Origin of the sequence: Leclercia sp. M-A074-M, assembly GCF_965195605.1 — a bacterium.
Classification (GTDB): domain Bacteria; phylum Pseudomonadota; class Gammaproteobacteria; order Enterobacterales; family Enterobacteriaceae; genus Enterobacter.
Genome location: NZ_CBDAHM010000002.1, coordinates 268,030 through 287,324, shown reverse-complemented (window position 1 = coordinate 287,324; position 19,295 = coordinate 268,030). Strand labels below are relative to the sequence as shown.

Below are 19,295 nucleotides of genomic sequence, written 5' to 3'. Positions count from 1 at the left end.
AGTGAATTACAGAGATTGTCCTGCGTTAAGGCGTTTTGCATGCTCGATCGCGTCGTTTTCCGGCGCGTTTGAGCGCCCGAACGGACGGGCCAGCGCCATGTAAATCAGGCCGGAGATCACCACCACCGATAGCCCCACCAGCACCGTCCAGCGGTCGATAAAACTTGCGCTCTCGGCAGGCTGGGCCAGCAGCCAGATACCGCACAGGCCGTAGGCCAGGGCCAGGATATTGACCAGCATGCCCCAGCCGCCGACGCTCCACTCCCCGGCCGGTTTCCAGCCTTTCAGCCGCTGGCGCAGCGCCGCCAGCACCACCATCTGGAACGAAATGTAGATGCCGATAACCGCAAAGGCGGTGATGCGCGCCAGGTTATCCGGCTGGAAGTAAACCCACACACAGATGAGCACCGGCAACAGGCAACTGACGATCATCGCGTTGTCCGGGACGCTGTTTTTCGACAGCTTCGACATCCAGGCGCTACCCGGTAGCATCTGGTCGCGGGAGAAGGAGAAGATCAGGCGGCTCAACGCGGCCTGTAGCGACAGGATGCACGACAGCATGGCGATCACCGCGATGATGATAAACACCGTGGCGCCGGTTTCCCCCAGGGCTTCATTGAGGATCGCCGGGATGGGATCGGCGATCTGACCGTTGACGATGTTCATCAGATTCGGGGAGGCCAACAGATAGCCGAGGATCGAGATCAGCGCCGAGATGGCGCCAAAGACGATACTCAGGATCATCGCCAGCGGGATCTTCTTGCTCGGGTTTTTCACCTCTTCCGCCACGTTGCCGCAGGCTTCAAAGCCGAAGAACATAAACAGGCCGATCAGCGCCGCCGCCATAAACGCCGGCTGGTAGCTGCCATCTTTGGCGATCACGCCCATCGAGTCGAAGACCACCGAGAAGGGCTGCGCGCGGTGGAAAATCAGCAGGTAGATCCCCAGCGCAATCACGCTGACGATCTCGCACCAGAAGCCAATTCGGGCCACCCGGGCGAGGTTTTTGGTGCCCGACATATTGATGGCCATCATCATCAGGAGCAGCACCACCGAGGTGATCAGCATGTTGCCTGCCGAGGTTTCAAAACCGAACAGTGACCCGACGAAGGTGGCGGTATATTCCGCCACCGAGGTGATGGTCACCACCAGCGCCCAGAGGTAGATCCAGGCGGCGATCCACGCATATTTTCGCCCCCACAGACGGCGCGCCCACGGGTACAACCCGCCGGTGATCGGATACTGCGACGCCACTTCGCCAAACACCAACGCCACCAGCAACTGCCCGCAGGCGACAATCGGGATCCACCAGATAGCCGGTGGCCCCGCCAGCGTCACCGCCAGGGCAAAAAGGGAGTAGACCGCCGTCAGCGGCGAGAGGTAGGTAAATCCGAGCGAAAAATTAGAGATAAGGCCGATGGAGCGGTGAAATTGCTGTGTATTATCGCTATGAATAGCTTCACTTTTCTTGCCAGAAGTCTGTTCCATACGTTTATTCTCTGTGTTGTGGTTGAGTCGCAGGTAACACGAATCAAGGTATAGAAGAGCCCCTGAAGGCCGTACAGCGTCGCCCGGGCGATTTGTTAAGATTTGTATGGATATGTCACGCTTTTGTTATGGTTAACCAACATTTTCCGTGAGGCGCATCACGCCAGTGCGATCAGATAGCGACCTGAGAGCGTATTTTCCCGACCACTTCGCCTGTTTTTCCTGCCTGTATCACAGAATTCAAACAATCTCCCCTGAATAAATCCATTTTGCAAAAACGTAGATATTTTTAATTTATGGCTACGAAACACCCCGTTCCCTGAATACTTTCTGAGAGGATTGATTCTGATGAATGCACTGACCGCCGTACAACAGCCCGACGAGGCGTTAGCCCGGACCATCACCGGTTTTAGCATTGCGCCCTCCGCACAGTCTCCGCGCCTGCTGGAGCTGACGTTCTCTGCGGAGGTCACGCAGCAGTTCCTGCGGGAGGTGGAGCAGTGGCCCATCCAGGCGCTGGAGTACAAATCCTTCCTGCGCTTTCGGGTGGCGAAGATCCTCGATGACCTGTGCGGCAACCAGCTTCAGCCCCTGCTGCTGAACACCCTGCTCAGCCGTGACCAAGGTGCCCTGCTGATCTCCGCCGACGGGGTGGATAACGTCGCCCAGGCGGACGAGATGGTGAAGATTGCCACCGCGGTGGCGCACCTGATCGGCCGCTCCAATTACGACGCCATGAGCGGCCAGTACTACGCCCGCTTTACGGTGAAAAACGTCGATAACTCAGACAGCTACCTGCGCCAGCCCCACCGCGTGCTGGAGCTGCACAACGATGGCACCTTCGTCGACGAAGTGACCGACTACGTGCTGATGATGAAAATCGACGAACAGAACATGCAGGGCGGCAACTCCCTGCTGCTGCACCTCGACGACTGGGAAGCGCTGGATAAATTCTTCAGCCATCCGCTGGCCCGTCGCCCGCTGCGCTGGACGGCACCGCCGAGCAAAAACGTCTCTCAGGATGTGTTCCACCCGGTGTTCGATGTTGACCAGCAGGGGCGCCCGGTGATGCGCTATATCGACCAGTTCGTACAGCCGAAAGATTTTGAAGAGGGTGTCTGGCTGAGCGAACTTTCTGACGCGCTGGAGGGCAGCAAAAACATCATCTCCATTCCGGTCCCGGTGGGTAAGTTCCTGCTGATTAACAATATGTTCTGGCTACATGGCCGGGATCGCTTCACCCCGCACCCGGATCTGCGCCGGGAGCTGATGCGTCAGCGCGGGTATATCAGCTATGCCACCACCCACTATCAGACTCATCAGTAGGGATAGCGCGGATGTATGATTTTGTCATTACCGGCGGCGGCATTATCGGCATGTCGACCGCCATGCAGCTGATTGCGCTCTACCCGGATGCCCGCATCGCCCTGCTGGAGAAGGAGGCTGGCCCGGCCTGCCACCAGACCGGGCGCAACAGCGGGGTGATCCACGCCGGGGTCTATTACACTCCCGGCAGCCTGAAGGCGCAGTTCTGCCTGGCGGGGAACCGGGCCACCAAAGCCTTCTGCGATGAGAACGCTATTCGCTATGACACCTGCGGCAAGATGCTGGTCGCCACCTCCCCGCTGGAGATGGCACGGATGCAGGCACTGTGGGATCGCACCGCCGCCAACGGGATCGAGCGCGAGTGGCTGAGCGCTGCCGAACTGCGCGAGCGCGAGCCCAACATCACCGGGCTGGGCGGGATTTTTGTCCCCTCCAGCGGGATCGTCAGCTATCGCGAGGTGGCAGCGGCGATGGCAAAACGCTTCCAGCAACAAGGCGGGGAGGTGATTTTCAACGCTGAGGTCAGCGCCCTGAAGGAGCACGCCAGCGGCGTTGTCATTCATACCCGCGACGGGCGCGAGTTTGAAACCCTTACCCTGATTGCCTGCGCCGGGCTGATGGCCGACCGGCTGGTGAAAATGCTCGGCATCGACCCCGGCTTTATTATCTGTCCGTTCCGCGGGGAGTATTTCCGCCTGGCGCCGGAGCACAATCAGATCGTGAACCACCTTATCTACCCGATCCCCGATCCGGCCATGCCGTTCCTGGGCGTACACCTTACCCGGATGATCGACGGCAGCGTCACGGTGGGGCCCAACGCGGTGCTCGCCTTTAAGCGCGAGGGCTACCGCAAGAGCGATCTCTCCCTCACCGATATGCTGGAAATTCTGGGCTCAACGGGCATTCGCCGGGTGCTACAAAACAACCTGCGCTCGGGCTTAGGCGAGATGAAAAACTCCCTGTGCAGAAGCGGCTACCTGCGCCAGGTGCAAAAATATTGCCCGAGCCTGACCCTGAAAGATCTGCATCCCTGGCCTGCGGGTGTGAGGGCGCAGGCAGTTTCGCCAGAAGGGAAGCTCATCGACGACTTTTTATTTGTCACCACGCCGCGCACCATCCATACCTGTAATGCGCCCTCACCGGCGGCGACCTCGGCGATCCCCATCGGGGCGCATATTGTCAGCAAGGTCCAGACCCTGCTCGCCAGTCAGCACAACCCCGGCCACGCGCTGCGGGCAGCCTGCAGCGTGGAGACACTACACGCCGCCTATACCCGTTAATCATTCTGAGACAGGAAGCTATCATGCAACTCAACGATCCCAGCTTATTCCGTCAGCAGGCATATATAGAAGGAGAGTGGTGCGACGCGCACAGCGGCGAGACGATTGCCGTTTCCAATCCGGCGAACGGTCAGACCCTGGGCAGCGTCCCGAAAATGGGTGCCGGTGAGACCCGCGAGGCGATTGAGGCGGCGAACCGCGCCCTGCCCGCCTGGCGCGCGCTCACCGCCAAAGCGCGCGCCAACATTCTGCGCCGCTGGTTCGATTTGATGATGGCGAACCAGGACGATCTGGCCCAGCTGATGACGCTCGAACAGGGCAAACCGCTGGCCGAAGCCAAAGGCGAGATTAGCTATGCCGCCTCCTTTATAGAGTGGTTCGCCGAAGAGGGGAAACGCGTTTACGGCGACACCATTCCGGGCCATCAGGCGGACAAGCGGTTGATTGTGATTAAGCAGCCGATTGGCGTGACGGCGGCCATCACCCCGTGGAACTTCCCGGCGGCGATGATCACCCGCAAGGCGGGCCCGGCACTGGCGGCAGGCTGCACCATGGTCCTCAAACCCGCCAGCCAGACCCCCTACTCCGCCCTGGCGCTGGCCGAACTGGCGAGCCGCGCGGGCATTCCGGCAGGCGTGTTTAACGTGGTCACCGGTTCGGCATCCGACATTGGCAACGAACTGACCAGCAACCCGCTGGTGCGCAAGCTCTCCTTTACCGGCTCGACCGATATTGGCCGCCAGCTGATGGCCCAGTGCGCGAAGGACATCAAAAAGGTCTCGCTGGAGCTGGGCGGCAACGCCCCCTTTATTGTCTTTGACGATGCCGATCTGGATAAGGCCGTGGAAGGGGCGCTGGCCTCCAAGTTCCGCAACGCCGGGCAGACCTGCGTCTGCGCCAACCGCCTGTACGTGCAGGAGGGCGTGTACGACCGCTTTGCCGAAAAACTCCAGCAGGCCGTGGAAAAAATGCAGATTGGCGACGGCCTGACCCAGGGCGTCACTATCGGGCCATTGATTGACGGCAAGGCGGTGGAGAAAGTCGAAGAACACATCGCCGACGCGGTGGAGAAAGGCGCCCGCGTGGCTACCGGTGGATCGCTGCATAAATTAGGCGGCAACTTCTTCCAGCCGACTATTCTGGTAGATGTACCCGGTGATGCGAAAGTGGCGAAAGAAGAGACCTTCGGCCCGCTGGCCCCGCTGTTCCGCTTTAAGGATGAGGCGGACGTGATCCATATGGCTAACGACACCGAGTTCGGCCTCGCCGCCTACTTCTACGCCCGCGATTTAAGCCGCGTGTTCCGCGTCGGCGAGGCGCTGGAGTACGGCATCGTCGGGATCAACACCGGCATTATCTCTAACGAAGTGGCCCCGTTCGGCGGCATTAAAGCCTCTGGCCTGGGTCGGGAAGGTTCTAAATACGGCATCGAAGATTACTTAGAAATCAAATATATGTGCATCGGCCTTTAATCTTTCAGGAGATTTAAATGAGCAGCAATAAAGAATTAATGCAGCGTCGTAGCAATGCCATCCCTCGCGGCGTGGGCCAGATCCACCCCATCTTTGCCGCCCGCGCCGAGAACTGCCGGGTGTGGGACGTCGAAGGCCGTGAGTATCTTGATTTCGCCGGGGGGATTGCGGTGCTGAACACCGGGCATCTGCACCCGGAGGTGGTCAGCGCCGTAGAAGCGCAGCTGAAAAAGCTGTCGCACACCTGCTTCCAGGTGCTGGCCTATGAACCCTATCTGGAGCTTTGCGAAACCCTGAACCAGAAAGTGCCGGGGGATTTCCCGAAAAAGACCCTGCTGGTGACCACCGGCTCCGAAGCGGTGGAGAACGCGGTGAAAATCGCCCGCGCCGCCACCAAGCGCAACGGCACCATCGCCTTTACCGGGGCCTACCATGGCCGCACCCACTACACCCTGTCGCTCACCGGGAAAGTGAACCCTTACTCGGCGGGCATGGGGCTGATGCCGGGCCACGTCTACCGCGCCCTCTATCCCTGCGCCCTGCACGGCATCAGCGATGACGACGCCATCGCCAGCATCCATCGCATCTTCAAGAACGATGCCGCGCCGGAAGATATCGCCGCCATCGTGATCGAACCCGTCCAGGGTGAAGGCGGCTTCTACGCCGCCTCCCCTGCCTTTATGCAGCGCCTGCGCACGTTGTGCGACGAGCACGGCATCATGCTGATTGCCGATGAAGTGCAGAGCGGCGCAGGCCGCACCGGCACCTTCTTCGCCATGGAGCAGATGGGCGTGGCGGCGGACATCACCACCTTCGCCAAATCCATTGCCGGTGGCTTCCCGCTGGCGGGCGTTACCGGCCGCGCCGACGTGATGGATGCCATCGCCCCGGGCGGGCTGGGCGGCACCTACGCCGGAAGCCCCATCGCCTGCGCCGCCGCGCTGGCGGTGATGAAGGTGTTCGAGCAGGAGGATCTGCTGGGCAAAGCCAACAAACTGGGCAATACCCTGCGTGAAGGGCTGCTGGCTATTGCTGAAAAACACCGGGAGATCGGCGACGTTCGCGGCTTGGGGGCGATGATCGCCATCGAGCTGTTTGAAGAGGGCGACCACCATAAACCGGACGCTGCCCTGACGGCGCAGATTGTGGCCCGGGCGCGGGACAAGGGGTTGATCCTGCTCTCCTGCGGCCCGTACCATAACGTGCTGCGCATCCTGGTGCCGCTGACCGTGGAAGAGGCGCAGCTTCAGCAGGGGCTGGCGATTATCGCCGAGTGTTTTGACGAGGCGAAGCAGGGTTAATCTTTATGCCCGGTGCCAACCGGGCAATATTCAAGGAGCAGGACCATGACCATCATTTCCCAGGCGACGGCCATCGACGGCTACCGCTGGCTGAAGAACGACATTATCCGCGGCGTTTATCAGCCAGATGAGAAGCTGCGCATGAGCCTGCTGACCTCCCGCTATGAGCTGGGCGTCGGCCCGCTGCGCGAAGCGCTGTCGCAGCTGGTTGCCGAGGGGCTGGTCACGGTCATTAACCAGAAAGGCTACCGGGTGGCGCCCATGTCCGAACAGGAGCTGCTTGATATCTTTGATGCTCGCGCCAACATGGAGGCGATGCTGGTCCGCCTCGCCATTGCGCGCGGCGGCGAAGAGTGGGAAGCGGAGCTGCTCGCCCGGGCACATCTGTTGAACAAGCTGGAATCCCGCGACGCCAGCGAGACGATGCTGGACGAGTGGGACCAGCGGCATCAGGCGTTTCATACTGCGATTGTGGCGGGGTGTGGGTCGCACTATCTGATGCAGATGCGGGAGCGGCTGTTCGACCTGGCGGCGCGGTACCGGTATGTGTGGCTGCGGAAGACGGTTTTGTCTGTTGCGATGCTGGAGGAGAAGCATGTGGAGCATCAGAAGCTGATGGACGCGGTGCTGGCGCGGGATGCGGATAAGGCGGGGGAACTGATGTATCAGCATTTGCTGACGCCGATTCCGATTATTCGGGGGGCGATGGGGGTGGGTCTGGCGACCTGAAAGTTAAATGCATCTTAAAAAGGGCACTATCCGTTTATTGCCAGTTTTCAGGTGCAATGTCCGCATATTTATTACAAAACCTTTAATTTCCCCGTTGCAGTTAAGCCATATAAATTAAAAACATTTTTTGTATTCATCATTATTAATATTTAAAAGCAGTCTAAACGCGCTTATTACGTTTTATATTAATCTGGACTTATTTTTATTTACTGGTTAGATTTACAGGTGTTATTTAACGCAATACGGGCATGCGCCAACATGCCCGTATCGCTCATCACAATCACTATGAATAGCGAATAGTAATCATGACTGATATCGATTGTATTGCAGAATCACTGCAACCAGAAGTCTTTGCCGCTGACGACCGGGTATTTACCGTAAGTTATGCGACGCGGTATGGAGATTACACCCGCATCCCGGCGTTTATCATGAAAGGCCTGTGGCTAAATGAAGCTGGATTCAGCACCGGAACGAAGGTGGACGTGAAGGTGATGAAGGGCTGTATGATCCTCACCTCCCGACAGGGAGAACCGGAGATGGAGAAGCTGATGCGTGAGGTGAGCCAACTGTCGGACCAGAAGCAACAGCAGGTGATGGACTTTGTTGGGGTGATCTCCGGGAAGCTTCGAAAGGTTTAAGATAGCGAATGAATGATTAAGGCGTCGGTGGGCGCCTTTTTTGTTGCTTGTGAGAAGCTGGTAGGTTGATCGGGTAGAGTTTTGCGAGCATCATCGCAGAAACTACTGGCTCCTGTAACAGAAACATGACTATCGCAAAATCCCTGAGTCACAAAATTGCCCAAATGAAAACAGCCTGGTACGACAATGCACCAGCGCTGAATAAGCCATTGCTCATCCTTTATGTTCTTTCTCAATACAAGAAAGGTCATGGACGGCTTTTCCATTTTGAAACTGAGATACAGCAACAGCTTCGCGATTTATTGAAGCGCTACGGACCTAAACGGATCAAGTATGAAGTTCTTATGCCCTTCTGGCGTTTAAAGAACGATGGGTTTTGGGCACTGGAATGCGTGAATGATTCCTTGCTCGAAAGCCCCGTAGAACCCTCACTGAAAGAAGTTTTAGATAGCAATCTGTCAGGGGGCTTTGATGCTACCTCCTTTTCGTTGTTACAAAATCAGTTGTCATTGATTGATATACTGGCGCAGCAGGTAATGGGACAATATTTACCTACAGAATTATGCTCTGAGCTGTCCCATGAGTTTGGTTTTGAAACAGCAGAGCACATTGCGGAAGCCGAAGACCCGTTCGATCGTTTTGATCTGATCCAGCAAGATCTCAACATCATCAATAAAGATTTATCTCTTAGCGATACCACCCGAACGTCATTGATCCAGGCCAGAGTTGGACAAGGTGCATTCCGCGCTGATTGTCTTAAGCTTTATCCGGCTTGCCCTGTAACGGGTATTAGCTTTCAGCCATTGCTGAGAGCCAGCCACATTAAACCCTGGTCTGACTGCCGGACGGCTCAGGAACGACTGGACCCGCACAATGGCATCATGCTGGCTGCTCATATTGATACGTTGTTCGATTCAGGATGAATCGCCACAGATAATCTAGACACTTCCGAGCCGCTGATAATATTGGTTTTCGTATTCAGTTGGTGGCATATGATCACTCGAACCATGCCGACGCTTACTGTTATAAAACATTTCGATGTAATCAAAAATATCACCGCGGGCTTCTTCTCGCGTTCCGTAGATCTTTTTCTTTATCCGTTCACGTTTCAGTAGCTGGAAAAAACTTTCTGCGACTGCGTTGTCATGACAGTTACCGCGACGGCTCATACTGCCCTCCAGCCCGTATGATTTCAGGAACGACTGCCACTCATAGCTTGTGTACTGACTGCCTTGATCAGAATGAACCAGCACCTGCTTTTGAGGATTACGTCGCCACACGGCCATCAGAAGTGCATTCAGGACAATATCCTTTGTCATCCGGGGCTGCATTGACCAGCCAATAACTTTGCGCGAGAACAGGTCAACAACCACAGCCAGATACAGCCAGCCTTCGTGAGTCCGGATGTAAGTGATGTCCGTTACCCAACGCTCATCCGGTGCTTCCGGGTTGAACTGCCGCTGGAGCCTGTTGGGCGTCACGATGCTGGTTTCACCCTTACGTGCCCGTGGGCTACGGTACCCGACCTGAGCCCTTATCCCGGCTCGCTTCATCAGTCGCCAGACACGGTTAACTCCGCACTGTTGTCCGGTATCCCGCAGGTCGAGGTGGATCTTGCGATAACCATAAACGCAACCCGACTCCAGCCAGAACTGCTTTATCAGCCCCGTCAGCCTCAGGTCAGCATGATGCCGCCGTGAATCCGGCTGCTGAAGCCAGGCGTAAAAACCACTCGGATGCACATCCAGCACCCGACAAAGCAGTCGGACAGGCCAGCAATGGGTGTTGTCACGGATAAAGGCGTACCTCAGTCGGACAGCTTTGCGAAGTACGCCGCGGCTTTTTTTAATATGTCCCGTTCGTCGGTAACCCGCTTCAGCTCTTTCTGGAGGCGTCGGATCTCGGCCTGAGCGTCTGACTGGACTTTATTGGTTGAGGAATCCGGGCCATATGCCTTTATCCAGGCATAAAGACTGTGGGTGGTGATACCGAGACGTGTTGCCACGCTGGAAACAGAATGGCCGCGATCAACAACCTGTTTTACCGCTTCAATTTTAAACTCTTCGGGATAACGCTTACCGCTCATGGGCACCTCTCTTTAAGTCATCTTAAATGACTCTGAGGTGTCTGTTAAACCCGTGGCGATTCATACCTTTATTTTCTCGGGCAACAAAAACTGCTCTTTAAAACTAATATCCAGCTCCTTACTAATTAATAAACGCCCATCGTTCTCAAACGAAATCCATCCCTGATCGAATAGAATATCAATATGCGCAGCTAATATAATACCATTGTAAGGATCAAGCCGTTCACTCCCACTCTCGCAGGCAGCCCACCGTTTTATATGGCGGGCACGCAGTAACGGCGCAAAAGTCGTTCCCGTAACACGGCATGCCGGATACAGCATGAGACAATTTTTCCGAAAGGTACCCTGCCCTAGCCATGCCGCAATTAACAGCTCGCGTACAGTATCTTCAATACTTTTATCCTGCTGAATAGCCAGACAATCACGTTGTACCTGCTCATCTCCATCAGAAGATATTAACGAAAGAACGCGCTGCTCAATCGCACTGTCTGAAAGCACACTCAATACCTGATGCACACGCTGCGCTGAATGAGAAAGCGCAGCAGGAGCGCCCTGCTCGTCACGCCAGCCGACACGCACATCACTAAGCCAGGAATCAAAACGGTCACGACTATTTTTCAGACTATTGCGAAACTCACTAGTGGTTTTGCCCGCCCCGAAACGGGGATAAAATATGGCATAAGCTTCTTTCCATATCTGAACACCCAGTCCCACAGGTGGTTGAGATTTACCGTACTTCGACAAATACCACGCCACTTCAAGCAAATCGTCTTCCGAGCTATTCAATGTTACATCGTGTTTTTCCAGCGTAATTCATCACCAGATTATGTCTGAAAAGAGCGTTAACTAAACTGATCCGGTTAGTTTTTTAGAAAAAATTTTCACATAGAGCGAAGGCTTAATTATTTTTTAGCTTTTGCCTCAACCTATGCCGAACTAAGTTTCACAACACTCAGAGCCATGCTAAGCATCCTTTCAAAGGTTCTATGCAAGTAAGAACATAATCGAACTGGGATATACCCTTAAATGTATCCACATCAATAAGTCGGTTGAATTAAGTTGTGTAAAAAAGCGAGGAAAGCCTTGCGGATACTGGATTTCAGGCACAAAAAAAGACGTCCGTTGACGTCTATTGATGTTCCGATGGTGCCGAAGGCCGGACTCGAACCGGCACGTATTTCTACGGTTGATTTTGAATCAACTGCGTCTACCGATTTCGCCACTTCGGCACTGAAGGGGATGCGGAAACGTTGTGGATTATACCTGTCGCGCGCCGCCATGCAAGCGGCGACGCGCTAAACCGCGTTAAGTGCCCAAAAAACCAGCGCTCCCGTCAATCCAGTTCCGTTACCGCCATACGAATCACTCTCGCCGCCTTCTGTTCCGGCAGCTTTAGCACCTTGCCCCACATCGCCTGCACCATCTCGCAGGTGAGCTTCTCTTTGCCCACTGCGTTCTCTGGCATCACCAGCAACCGGATATCCTTGCCGTATTGAACAGTGAGTTCCTGCATAATCGGGCGCACATCTTCCACCGCGGCGGCATGTTCTTCCGGGGTAACGGTGTGGCGATCGTTACTCCAGCCCGCGCGCATCATCTCGGCGTCGGCCTGCATGCGGCGCTGCATCATATCTTTATCCAGCACCCGCATCGGGTTGATGCCCCCCTTCACGCCCGGAAACAGAAAACGAAAACAGGCGTCGTCACTCACCTTCTGAATGGCGGCGGTCTGCTCCATGTTGATCTTCATATACGCCACCGCATTCGCGTCGGGGGCATATTGCAGGCGCGACATCTGCAGGCTAAGGATCTGCGGCTGGACCACGTCGATAATGTCCTGCTCAGAATCGCCCGCTTTTTGCATAGTGAGGATCTGCTCGCGAATACGTGTCACAAACCTGGGGTCCTGCTCTTTCAGCACCTGCCAGGAGGGCATGGCGTTGAGGGTAGTATCAAGCCGGTGATCGGGGGTGTTTTGCAGGCGTTGCTTGTCGTAATAAACCCAGAAGGCTACTGCTGCGGAGATAACTGCCACTGCGACTATAGGTGTCCACGCTCTTCTCATCGTTACGCATCCTTAATCCTTTAGCTATGCCGATTTACACCGGCACGCCGCTATGGAAGCGAAACTCGTTATCCGGTGTTGAGATAAGTGTGGCTTCAATTTCACCAAAAAGCTGTATCCGGGAAGAGATATCCTCGTCGCTGACCTGTTGGGCAAGCGTCAGATAGTCCTGATAATGCCGCGCCTCGGAGCGCAGCAGCGACAGGTAAAACTTCTGCAGATCGTCGTCGAGGAACGGTGCCAGCGCGGCGAAGCGTTCGCAGGAGCGGGCTTCGATATAGGCGCCGCAGATGAGCTTGTCGATCAGCGTCAGCGGCTCGTGGGTGCGCACGGCTTTCAGCATCCCTTTGGCGTAACGGCTGGCGGTAATTTTGACGTAGGGGATATTGCGGGTCAGCATCGCCTCCCGCACTTGCCAGAAGTGGTGCAGCTCCTCTTTAATCAGCAGCACCATGCTGTCGATGAGCGCCTGGCCCCAGGGGTCGTCGGTCTTCGGCATCACGCTTTTGCCAATCTGCTTATGCAGGGCGACAAAGTCCGGTTCCGGGCCTTCGCGGAAGGTAAAGGCTTCGTAGGGCTTGAGCCACTCGAGCAGTGCGTCGGCCCCGCTCTCGTCGGCGACGTATTTACGCACTAATAACAGCGCGGTCTGGGCGGCCTTGAGCTCGCACACCATATGGTCGGTGAGCAGCAGCGGCAGGTTCGCCGGGTCGCGGGCTTTATCAATCCATGCTTGCGGGGTCGGGCACTGGAGGAAGTTTAAAACAGGGGCGAGTATCTGCGGGTAATCCATTCTTGTACCTGGAAAAGCGGTGGCAAAGGCCACCGCTGAATCAATTAGTGACGCACGCCGTCGTCATCTTCGTCGATGAAATCTTCGTCGTCTTCGTCACCCTCTTCGCCGTTCGGATCTTCGAAGTAGGTGCCCCAGCCGTCGTATTCCACTTCAAACTTCTCGGCCAGGTTCATCAGCTGTTCAACCTGCGCGTCGATCAGCTCTGCCTTCAGCGCACCTTCGCTCAGGATATCGCAGCAGATGACGGTGTCGCCCTCTTCCACTTCCAGCTCTTCCGGCTCGGTCACTTCATAACCCAGACGGAACGCTTCCACCGCCAGTTTCTCCAGCGCTTCGAAATCATCCGCAGAGAAATGGTGCTCGATGGTGTAGAGCGCATCCGGATCGCTGCCGTCTTCCAGCAGTTCTTCAATAATCAGTCGCGTCTCTTCGCGCTGTTCTTCCAGCAGTTCTGGGTTTGCCATGGCTCGTTCCTCTTTAAAGTGCGGCAGATACTTCTATTTTCACACACGGATGTGTTTGCCTCCACCTTTGTAAGAAAGATTTGTGCAACGGGGTTGCATGTGCATATTGATACAGATAAAGTGAATTTTAATTCAATAAGTGGCCTTTGCCATGTGAGGATAAAATGTCTGAACTGTATAAAAAACATTTCCTGAAATTGCTCGATTTTACCCCTGCACAGCTCACCTCTCTGCTTGCCCTGTCAGCAAAGCTGAAGTCCGATAAGAAAAAAGGGACAGAAGTACAGAAACTTACTGGCAAAAACATCGCGCTCATCTTCGAAAAAGACTCAACCCGCACACGATGCTCTTTCGAAGTTGCCGCATTTGACCAGGGCGCACGCGTCACTTATCTCGGGCCGAGCGGCAGCCAGATTGGGCATAAAGAATCAATTAAAGATACCGCGCGGGTGCTGGGCCGGATGTACGACGGCATTCAGTATCGCGGCCACGGCCAGGAAGTGGTCGAAACCCTCGCGGAATTTGCCGGCGTGCCGGTGTGGAACGGGCTGACCAACGAGTTCCATCCCACCCAGCTGCTGGCGGACCTGCTCACCATGCAGGAGCACCTGCCGGGCAAGGCGTTCAACGAGATGGTGCTGGTCTATACCGGCGATGCGCGTAACAACATGGGTAACTCGATGCTGGAAGCAGCCGCGCTCACCGGGTTGGATCTCCGTCTGGTGGCGCCCAAAGCCTGCTGGCCGGAAGAGTGCCTGGTGGCGGAGTGCAGCGCGCTGGCAGAAAAGAACGGCGGCAAAATCACCCTCACCGAAGATGTCGCGGCGGGCGTGAAGGGCGCGGACTTTATCTACACCGACGTGTGGGTGTCGATGGGCGAAGCCAAAGAGAAGTGGGCCGAGCGTATCGCCCTGCTGCGCGGCTATCAGGTGAATGCGCAGATGATGGCGCTGACGGGTAACCCGAATGTGAAGTTCCTGCACTGTCTGCCGGCGTTCCACGACGACCAGACCACGCTGGGTCAGCAGATGACGAAGGAATTCGATCTGCATGGCGGAATGGAAGTGACGGACGAGGTATTTGAATCGGCGGCAAGTATTGTATTTGACCAGGCAGAGAACCGAATGCATACCATTAAAGCGGTGATGGTTGCGACCCTGGGTGAATAACGGTTGCGTTTAAATAACGGGAGGGTTTTGGCCCTCCTGCTTTTCAAATTATCCGTTCAGGAAATTAATTTGCTGTTACCCGCACCTTACCGTAGGGGCACTTTTTAAAAATACATTTTACCGGGGCATCGCACTGTTTGCTCTCCGGATCGCGATGGCCGGGGCATCTGGACATGTTGTGCATCACGCGCCACAGGGTGTGGCTGTATTTATCGATTTGCAGGATATTGATATCGCGTAGCTCGTCGTTCACGAATAAACGATTATAAACCACCTTTATTTCATCGCCCGGTTTAAAAAGCTGCTCGCTGTTATACCACAGAATATATTTATGATTATGCTGAGTAAGAACTTTTGAAAATAACGTTCCTGTGGCCGGACTGGCAATAGTACCTAAAGTGATCCATGTTTTAGAAGCGGTCATCAAAATACCTTTTAAACGAGCATGCAGAAAGCGGAAAGCCATACGGTAAATAAGTGTAAAAGAACAATCAAAATGTGGTAATAGGTACAGCCTATCCTTTCAATCAAGGGTAATAAGCCTCAAAGTTTACTTAAGTCAAATTACAGCAGCATGAATATGACCCGGCGTAAAGAACCTGCCTCCCGCATCGATTGATTTTTCAGCGTAAACAGGGTACGTTTTGGCCCTGATTCCAGCGCGGATGTCCCGATCTTATGCCTATTATTCAATCTGTTGAACGTGCCTTACAGATCCTCGATCTGTTTAACGAACAGGCGACGGAACTCAAAATCACCGACATCAGTAAACAGATGGGCCTGAGCAAAAGCACGCTCCATTCGCTCCTCAAAACCCTGCAACTGCACGGTTATATTGATCAGAACCCGGAGAACGGTAAATATCGCCCCGGCATGAAGCTGGTCGAGCGCGGTCACTTTGTGGTGAGCACCATGGATATCCGCCAGAAAGCGAAGCACTTCCTGACGGCGTTGTCGGAGCGTACCGGGCAGACCACCCATCTGGGCATTCTGGACGGGCGCGAAGGGGTCTATATCGAGAAGATCGAAGGCAAGCTGGCGGCCATCGCCTACTCGCGTATTGGCCGTCGCCTGCCGGTGCATGCCACCGCCATCGGCAAAGTGCTGATCGCCTGGCTGGGCGAGGCCGAGCTGAACACGCTGCTTGAGGGTTATCAGTACACAACCTTTACCCCGGCGACCCTGGCCTCCCGCGAGGCGCTGCTGGCCGCGCTGGCGCAGATCCGCGAGCAGGGTTATGCCCTGGACAGCGAAGAGAACGAGCAAGGGGTGCGCTGCGTGTCGGTCCCGGTGCGTAACCATGAGTCCCGGGTCATTGCCGCCCTGAGCCTCTCCACCTTAACCTCCCGGGTGGACGACGAGGAGCTGGCCCGCTTCCGCGAGCAGTTGCAGGAGGCCGGGCGCCAGCTCTCACGCGCGCTGGGCTACCCGGCCTGAGCCGTTATACCGGCTCGTAGGTGAAGTAGTCGAAGTCGGCGTGACAGCCGTCACCGCTGATATCCTCGCAGTGCAGCCCCACAAACGCGCCGGTAAAGAAGCCCCGCCCGCCGATATAGTCATCCGACAGCTTCCACGCCTCGTACGTCACCGGCACGGTGTGCCACTGCTCCCCGTCAAAGGAGTAGCTGTAGCGGTAGACCAGGCGATCGACATCCACCCGCAGCCAGATGCTCTGCGCCTCATCCGGCACCGGGATGGGCTGCTCGTGCAGCGGCCATGAGGGTACGTTGTGGTCGAGCTGGATCACCTTGAGGGTTCTGCCCTGCCCCTCCTCATAGTCCAGAAAGCAGTAGCTCCAGTTTTTGCTGTTGTAGTAGCAGGTCAGCCCCGCGCTCTGCTGGAAGTGACGCGGGGCGAACTCCATCCGTGTTTCCGCGCGGAAGGTGAAGTGCTGCCAGCGGCGCGCCACCGTGGACTGGGTGAAGGTCGAGTTCAGTGAGTCGTTGCCGTACAGCCGCAGGAAGCCTTTACGGGCCCGCAGGGAACCGAGGGAGTCGTCGAACGGAATGCGCAGGGTCTGTAGCTCCGGGTCGAGGCGCTCGCCATCGAAGTCGTCTCGCCAGTTGGTCTGCGCCACGGCGGCGCTCTCGGTCATCTGCGGGCCAGGCACCGTCAGTTGGGCATGCTTGCCGCCTTCCACGTACGGCCAGCCATCACGCCATTCAATGCGCGCGATCCCCGTCTCACGCCCCAGGGAGCAGTATCCCCGCCCGCCGGAGCCCAGCAGCGGAATACCCGGCAGGCGCTGCGGGCGGCTGGTGAGATAGGCCATGTACCACTCCCCGGTGTGGGTCTGGAGCAGCGAGCCGTGGCCGCTTTTTTGCAGCGGGTTCTCCGGCAGGTGCCAGCTGGTCATCATCGTCACTTCCGGGTGTAGCTCGTAGGGCCCGTCGATGGTTTTTGAGCGCAGCACTACCACCGCGTGCTCATAGCTGGTGCCGCCTTCGGCGACCAGCAGATAGTACCAGCCATCCTTACGGTAGATATGCGCCCCTTCGGTGTAGCAGAGCGGCGTGCCGGTGAAGAGGGTTTTGCGCTCCGGCGACAGCGTGCAGGTCTGCGGATCATACTCCTGCATCACGATGGTGTTATGCGGGTTGCTGTGGTGGCGCGGCCCCCACGGGCGGTAGATGTAGTATTTGCGGCCATCGTCATCGTGGAACAGGGAGGGATCGAACCCGCCATTGCCCATCGGGCTCGGCTCGCTCCACGGCCCCTCGATGGAGGGGGCGGTGACCAGGAAGTTGCGTCCGTTTTTCCACGGGGAGTCGACAATCTTCACATCGGTATAGAGCAGCCAGAACTGCCCGTCGGCGTAGCTCAGGCACGGCGCCCAGATGCCGCCGGAGTCCGGGTTGCCTTTCATGTCCAGCATCGACACGCGATCCAGCGGGGTACTCACCAGCCGCCAGTTTTTCAGATCCCGGGAGTGGTAGATGCGCACGCCCGGGAACCACTCGAAGGTTGAGGTGGCGATGTAGTAATCCTCGCCCTGGCGACACATCGACGGGTCGGGGTTAAAGCCTGTCAGAATCGGGTTGGTAATGGTGTACATAGTGCCTCCTGCTTAATGAGATGCTGCCGTTGCCGCGGCGGGAATGGCTTCGCCCTGCGCTGCGCGATGTTTGAGTAACTGCTGGCTGATGGCCTCCACCCGCGCATCGGTGAGTTTGTAAAACGACAGCATGATGAACATGCCCACGTAGAGCGCCACCGGCACCACGCAGAACAGAATTTTGATGGTGGTGAGCACCTCTACCGGCTGCACGCTGCTGCTGGCGGAGTAGTTCACGTACGCCAGGATCCAGCCCACCACCGCGCCGCCAATCGCCAGGCCGATCTTCAGGCTGAACAGGTAGGTGGAGAATACCAGCCCGTCCAGACGGCGGCCGCTGCGGCTCTCCTCGTAATCCACCACGTCGGAGGCCATCAGCCACTGCAGCGGCGTGGTGGTGTTAAAGACGAACAGGAACACGATGTTGAGGGCAAAGATCAGGGCGATATGCTCGGCCGGGGTGAAGAAAATCAGCAGGCTGATCAGGGAGTAAGCGACGATGATCCACTTGAAGGCCTTCACCCGGTCGAAACGGCCCAGCAGACGGGAAGAACAGAGCGAGCCAAACATGGTGGCAATGCTGCCGTAAAGCAGGAACTGGGTCGCCAGCTCCGGATGATCCATCACATATTTCACAAAGTAGAGCGTCGCCCCGCCGCGCACCACGTTGGAACAGGTCGCCATCATTTTGAAGGCGCACATGATCCGCCACTGGCTGTTGCCCAGCAGCAGCTTCAGATCTTTCGCCACCGACGATCCCGGCTGCACCTCAAAGGTGTAGCGCTCTTTGGTGGTGAAGAAGCAGACGAACAGCAGCACCACGCCGCAAAGCCCCAGCACGCACATCGCGCCGAAGTAACCCAGCTGCTCGTTGCCTTTCCCGATGATCCCCACCAGCGGCAGGGCAATGCCGCTGATCGCCAGCGATCCCGCCGCGGCGAGGAAGAAACGCCAGGACTGCATGGCATGGCGCTCCTTCGGATCGGCGGTGATCACCCCCGGCATGGCGCAATAGGGCACATTCACGAAGGTATAGACCAGGGTCAACAGGATATAGGTGACGCAGGCGTAAATCACTTTGCCGTTGGCGGAGAAATCCGGGGTGTAGAAGGTGAGCATACAGACGAGGCCAAACGGGATTGCGCCCCACAGCAGGAACGGGCGGAACTGGCCGTAACGGGTGCGGGTACGGTCCACCAGCAGCCCCATCAGCGGGTCGGTTACCGCATCCAGCACGCGGGAGACTAAAAACAGCGTGCCCATAATTCCAGCGGATAAACCAAACACATCGGTGTAGAAATAGGCCAGCAGGAACATGGTCGCCTGCCAGACAAAGCCGCAGGCGGTGTCACCCAGCCCGTAGCCAATTTTATCTTTCATGGTTAATGGCATCATCAGAAATACACCCTTATTTAGTGTGCTGAAT

Annotated in this window: 19 protein-coding genes and 1 tRNA gene; 10 read left to right on the top strand and 10 right to left on the bottom strand. The window is 56.5% G+C overall.

What is annotated here, in order from left to right; genetic code table 11:
* Positions 1-6: 6 nt before the first annotated feature.
* On the bottom strand, positions 7-1,488 hold the full coding sequence (locus tag ACOKCT_RS05035) for an APC family permease (RefSeq protein WP_420193223.1): 1,482 nt from the start codon (positions 1,486-1,488) through the stop codon (positions 7-9).
* 348 nt (positions 1,489-1,836) lie between these two features.
* On the opposite strand from ACOKCT_RS05035, the gene glaH reads away from it, so the two are divergent.
* The 7 genes from glaH to ACOKCT_RS05000 all read left to right on the top strand — a co-directional run bounded on the left by glaH (position 1,837) and on the right by ACOKCT_RS05000 (position 9,157).
* Positions 1,837-2,814, top strand: coding sequence for a glutarate dioxygenase GlaH (gene glaH / locus ACOKCT_RS05030; RefSeq protein WP_420193222.1), 978 nt, complete (start codon positions 1,837-1,839; stop codon positions 2,812-2,814).
* Positions 2,815-2,825: 11 nt separating this feature from the next.
* Entirely contained in the window at positions 2,826-4,094 is a 1,269-nt protein-coding gene (lhgO, locus tag ACOKCT_RS05025; protein ID WP_420193221.1) for an L-2-hydroxyglutarate oxidase, read from the top strand.
* 23 nt (positions 4,095-4,117) lie between these two features.
* Positions 4,118-5,566, top strand: coding sequence for an NADP-dependent succinate-semialdehyde dehydrogenase (gene gabD / locus ACOKCT_RS05020; RefSeq protein WP_420193220.1), 1,449 nt, complete (start codon positions 4,118-4,120; stop codon positions 5,564-5,566).
* A 17-nt stretch (positions 5,567-5,583) separates the two neighbouring features.
* Positions 5,584-6,867 carry a 4-aminobutyrate--2-oxoglutarate transaminase gene (gene gabT / locus ACOKCT_RS05015; RefSeq protein WP_420193219.1) on the top strand — a complete coding sequence of 428 codons (1,284 nt, stop codon included), beginning with the start codon at positions 5,584-5,586 and terminating at the stop codon, positions 6,865-6,867.
* Positions 6,868-6,912: 45 nt separating this feature from the next.
* Entirely contained in the window at positions 6,913-7,596 is a 684-nt protein-coding gene (gene csiR, locus ACOKCT_RS05010) for a DNA-binding transcriptional regulator CsiR (RefSeq protein WP_420193218.1), read from the top strand.
* 305 nt (positions 7,597-7,901) lie between these two features.
* Positions 7,902-8,234, top strand: coding sequence for an endoribonuclease SymE (gene symE, locus ACOKCT_RS05005; protein ID WP_420193217.1), 333 nt, complete (start codon positions 7,902-7,904; stop codon positions 8,232-8,234).
* Positions 8,235-8,359: 125 nt separating this feature from the next.
* Positions 8,360-9,157: an HNH endonuclease gene (locus ACOKCT_RS05000; RefSeq protein ID WP_420193216.1), complete on the top strand. Its 798-nt coding sequence runs from the start codon at positions 8,360-8,362 to the stop codon at positions 9,155-9,157.
* A gap of 15 nt (positions 9,158-9,172) precedes the next feature.
* Here the strand turns inward: ACOKCT_RS05000 and ACOKCT_RS04995 are convergent.
* From ACOKCT_RS04995 to rraB, 6 genes are all read right to left on the bottom strand, one after another.
* Positions 9,173-10,320, bottom strand: a protein-coding gene (locus ACOKCT_RS04995) for an IS3 family transposase (protein WP_114386812.1) whose coding sequence is annotated in 2 segments (ribosomal slippage) — positions 9,173-10,083 and positions 10,083-10,320 — 1,149 coding nt in all. Because the reading frame shifts where the segments join, the coding sequence is not laid out codon by codon here.
* 60 nt (positions 10,321-10,380) lie between these two features.
* The gene (locus ACOKCT_RS04990) at positions 10,381-11,106 is read right to left on the bottom strand and encodes an HNH endonuclease (RefSeq protein ID WP_420193215.1); all 726 of its coding nucleotides are present in this window, start codon (positions 11,104-11,106) and stop codon (positions 10,381-10,383) included.
* Between the two features lie 358 nt (positions 11,107-11,464).
* A tRNA-Leu gene (locus tag ACOKCT_RS04985) sits at positions 11,465-11,549 on the bottom strand.
* Positions 11,550-11,653: 104 nt separating this feature from the next.
* Positions 11,654-12,385 (bottom strand): topoisomerase II, encoded by a 732-nt coding sequence (locus tag ACOKCT_RS04980; protein WP_420193214.1) that lies wholly within the window; start codon positions 12,383-12,385, stop codon positions 11,654-11,656.
* Between the two features lie 34 nt (positions 12,386-12,419).
* Positions 12,420-13,178 carry a tRNA isopentenyl-2-thiomethyl-A-37 hydroxylase MiaE gene (gene miaE, locus ACOKCT_RS04975; protein ID WP_420193213.1) on the bottom strand — a complete coding sequence of 253 codons (759 nt, stop codon included), beginning with the start codon at positions 13,176-13,178 and terminating at the stop codon, positions 12,420-12,422.
* Between the two features lie 44 nt (positions 13,179-13,222).
* Complete coding sequence (gene rraB, locus ACOKCT_RS04970) at positions 13,223-13,645, bottom strand: ribonuclease E inhibitor RraB (protein WP_103178050.1); 423 nt, start codon at positions 13,643-13,645, stop codon at positions 13,223-13,225.
* Here rraB and argL point away from each other — a divergent pair.
* Together argL and argF are read left to right on the top strand one after the other, a co-directional pair.
* On the top strand, positions 13,535-13,840 hold the full coding sequence (argL, locus tag ACOKCT_RS04965) for a putative translational regulatory protein ArgL (protein WP_371413825.1): 306 nt from the start codon (positions 13,535-13,537) through the stop codon (positions 13,838-13,840). The two genes, rraB and argL, sit on opposite strands and share 111 nt — an antisense overlap.
* Positions 13,810-14,814, top strand: coding sequence for an ornithine carbamoyltransferase (argF, locus tag ACOKCT_RS04960; protein WP_420193212.1), 1,005 nt, complete (start codon positions 13,810-13,812; stop codon positions 14,812-14,814). Before argL ends, argF begins: the two co-directional genes overlap by 31 nt.
* Positions 14,815-14,878: 64 nt before the next feature.
* On the opposite strand, the gene ACOKCT_RS04955 is transcribed toward argF, so the two are convergent.
* Complete coding sequence (locus tag ACOKCT_RS04955) at positions 14,879-15,238, bottom strand: hypothetical protein (protein ID WP_114388072.1); 360 nt, start codon at positions 15,236-15,238, stop codon at positions 14,879-14,881.
* 254 nt (positions 15,239-15,492) lie between these two features.
* Here ACOKCT_RS04955 and ACOKCT_RS04950 point away from each other — a divergent pair, with 254 nt between their 5' ends.
* Positions 15,493-16,251 carry an IclR family transcriptional regulator gene (locus tag ACOKCT_RS04950; protein ID WP_420193211.1) on the top strand — a complete coding sequence of 253 codons (759 nt, stop codon included), beginning with the start codon at positions 15,493-15,495 and terminating at the stop codon, positions 16,249-16,251.
* Between the two features lie 4 nt (positions 16,252-16,255).
* Here ACOKCT_RS04950 and ACOKCT_RS04945 read toward each other — a convergent pair whose 3' ends face one another.
* Together ACOKCT_RS04945 and ACOKCT_RS04940 are read right to left on the bottom strand one after the other, a co-directional pair.
* The gene (locus tag ACOKCT_RS04945) at positions 16,256-17,869 is read right to left on the bottom strand and encodes a glycoside hydrolase family 43 protein (RefSeq protein WP_420193210.1); all 1,614 of its coding nucleotides are present in this window, start codon (positions 17,867-17,869) and stop codon (positions 16,256-16,258) included.
* Positions 17,870-17,881: 12 nt separating this feature from the next.
* A complete protein-coding gene (locus ACOKCT_RS04940; RefSeq protein WP_156237649.1) occupies positions 17,882-19,264 on the bottom strand; it encodes an MFS transporter in 1,383 nt (460 codons plus the stop codon).
* Positions 19,265-19,295: the final 31 nt, after the last annotated feature.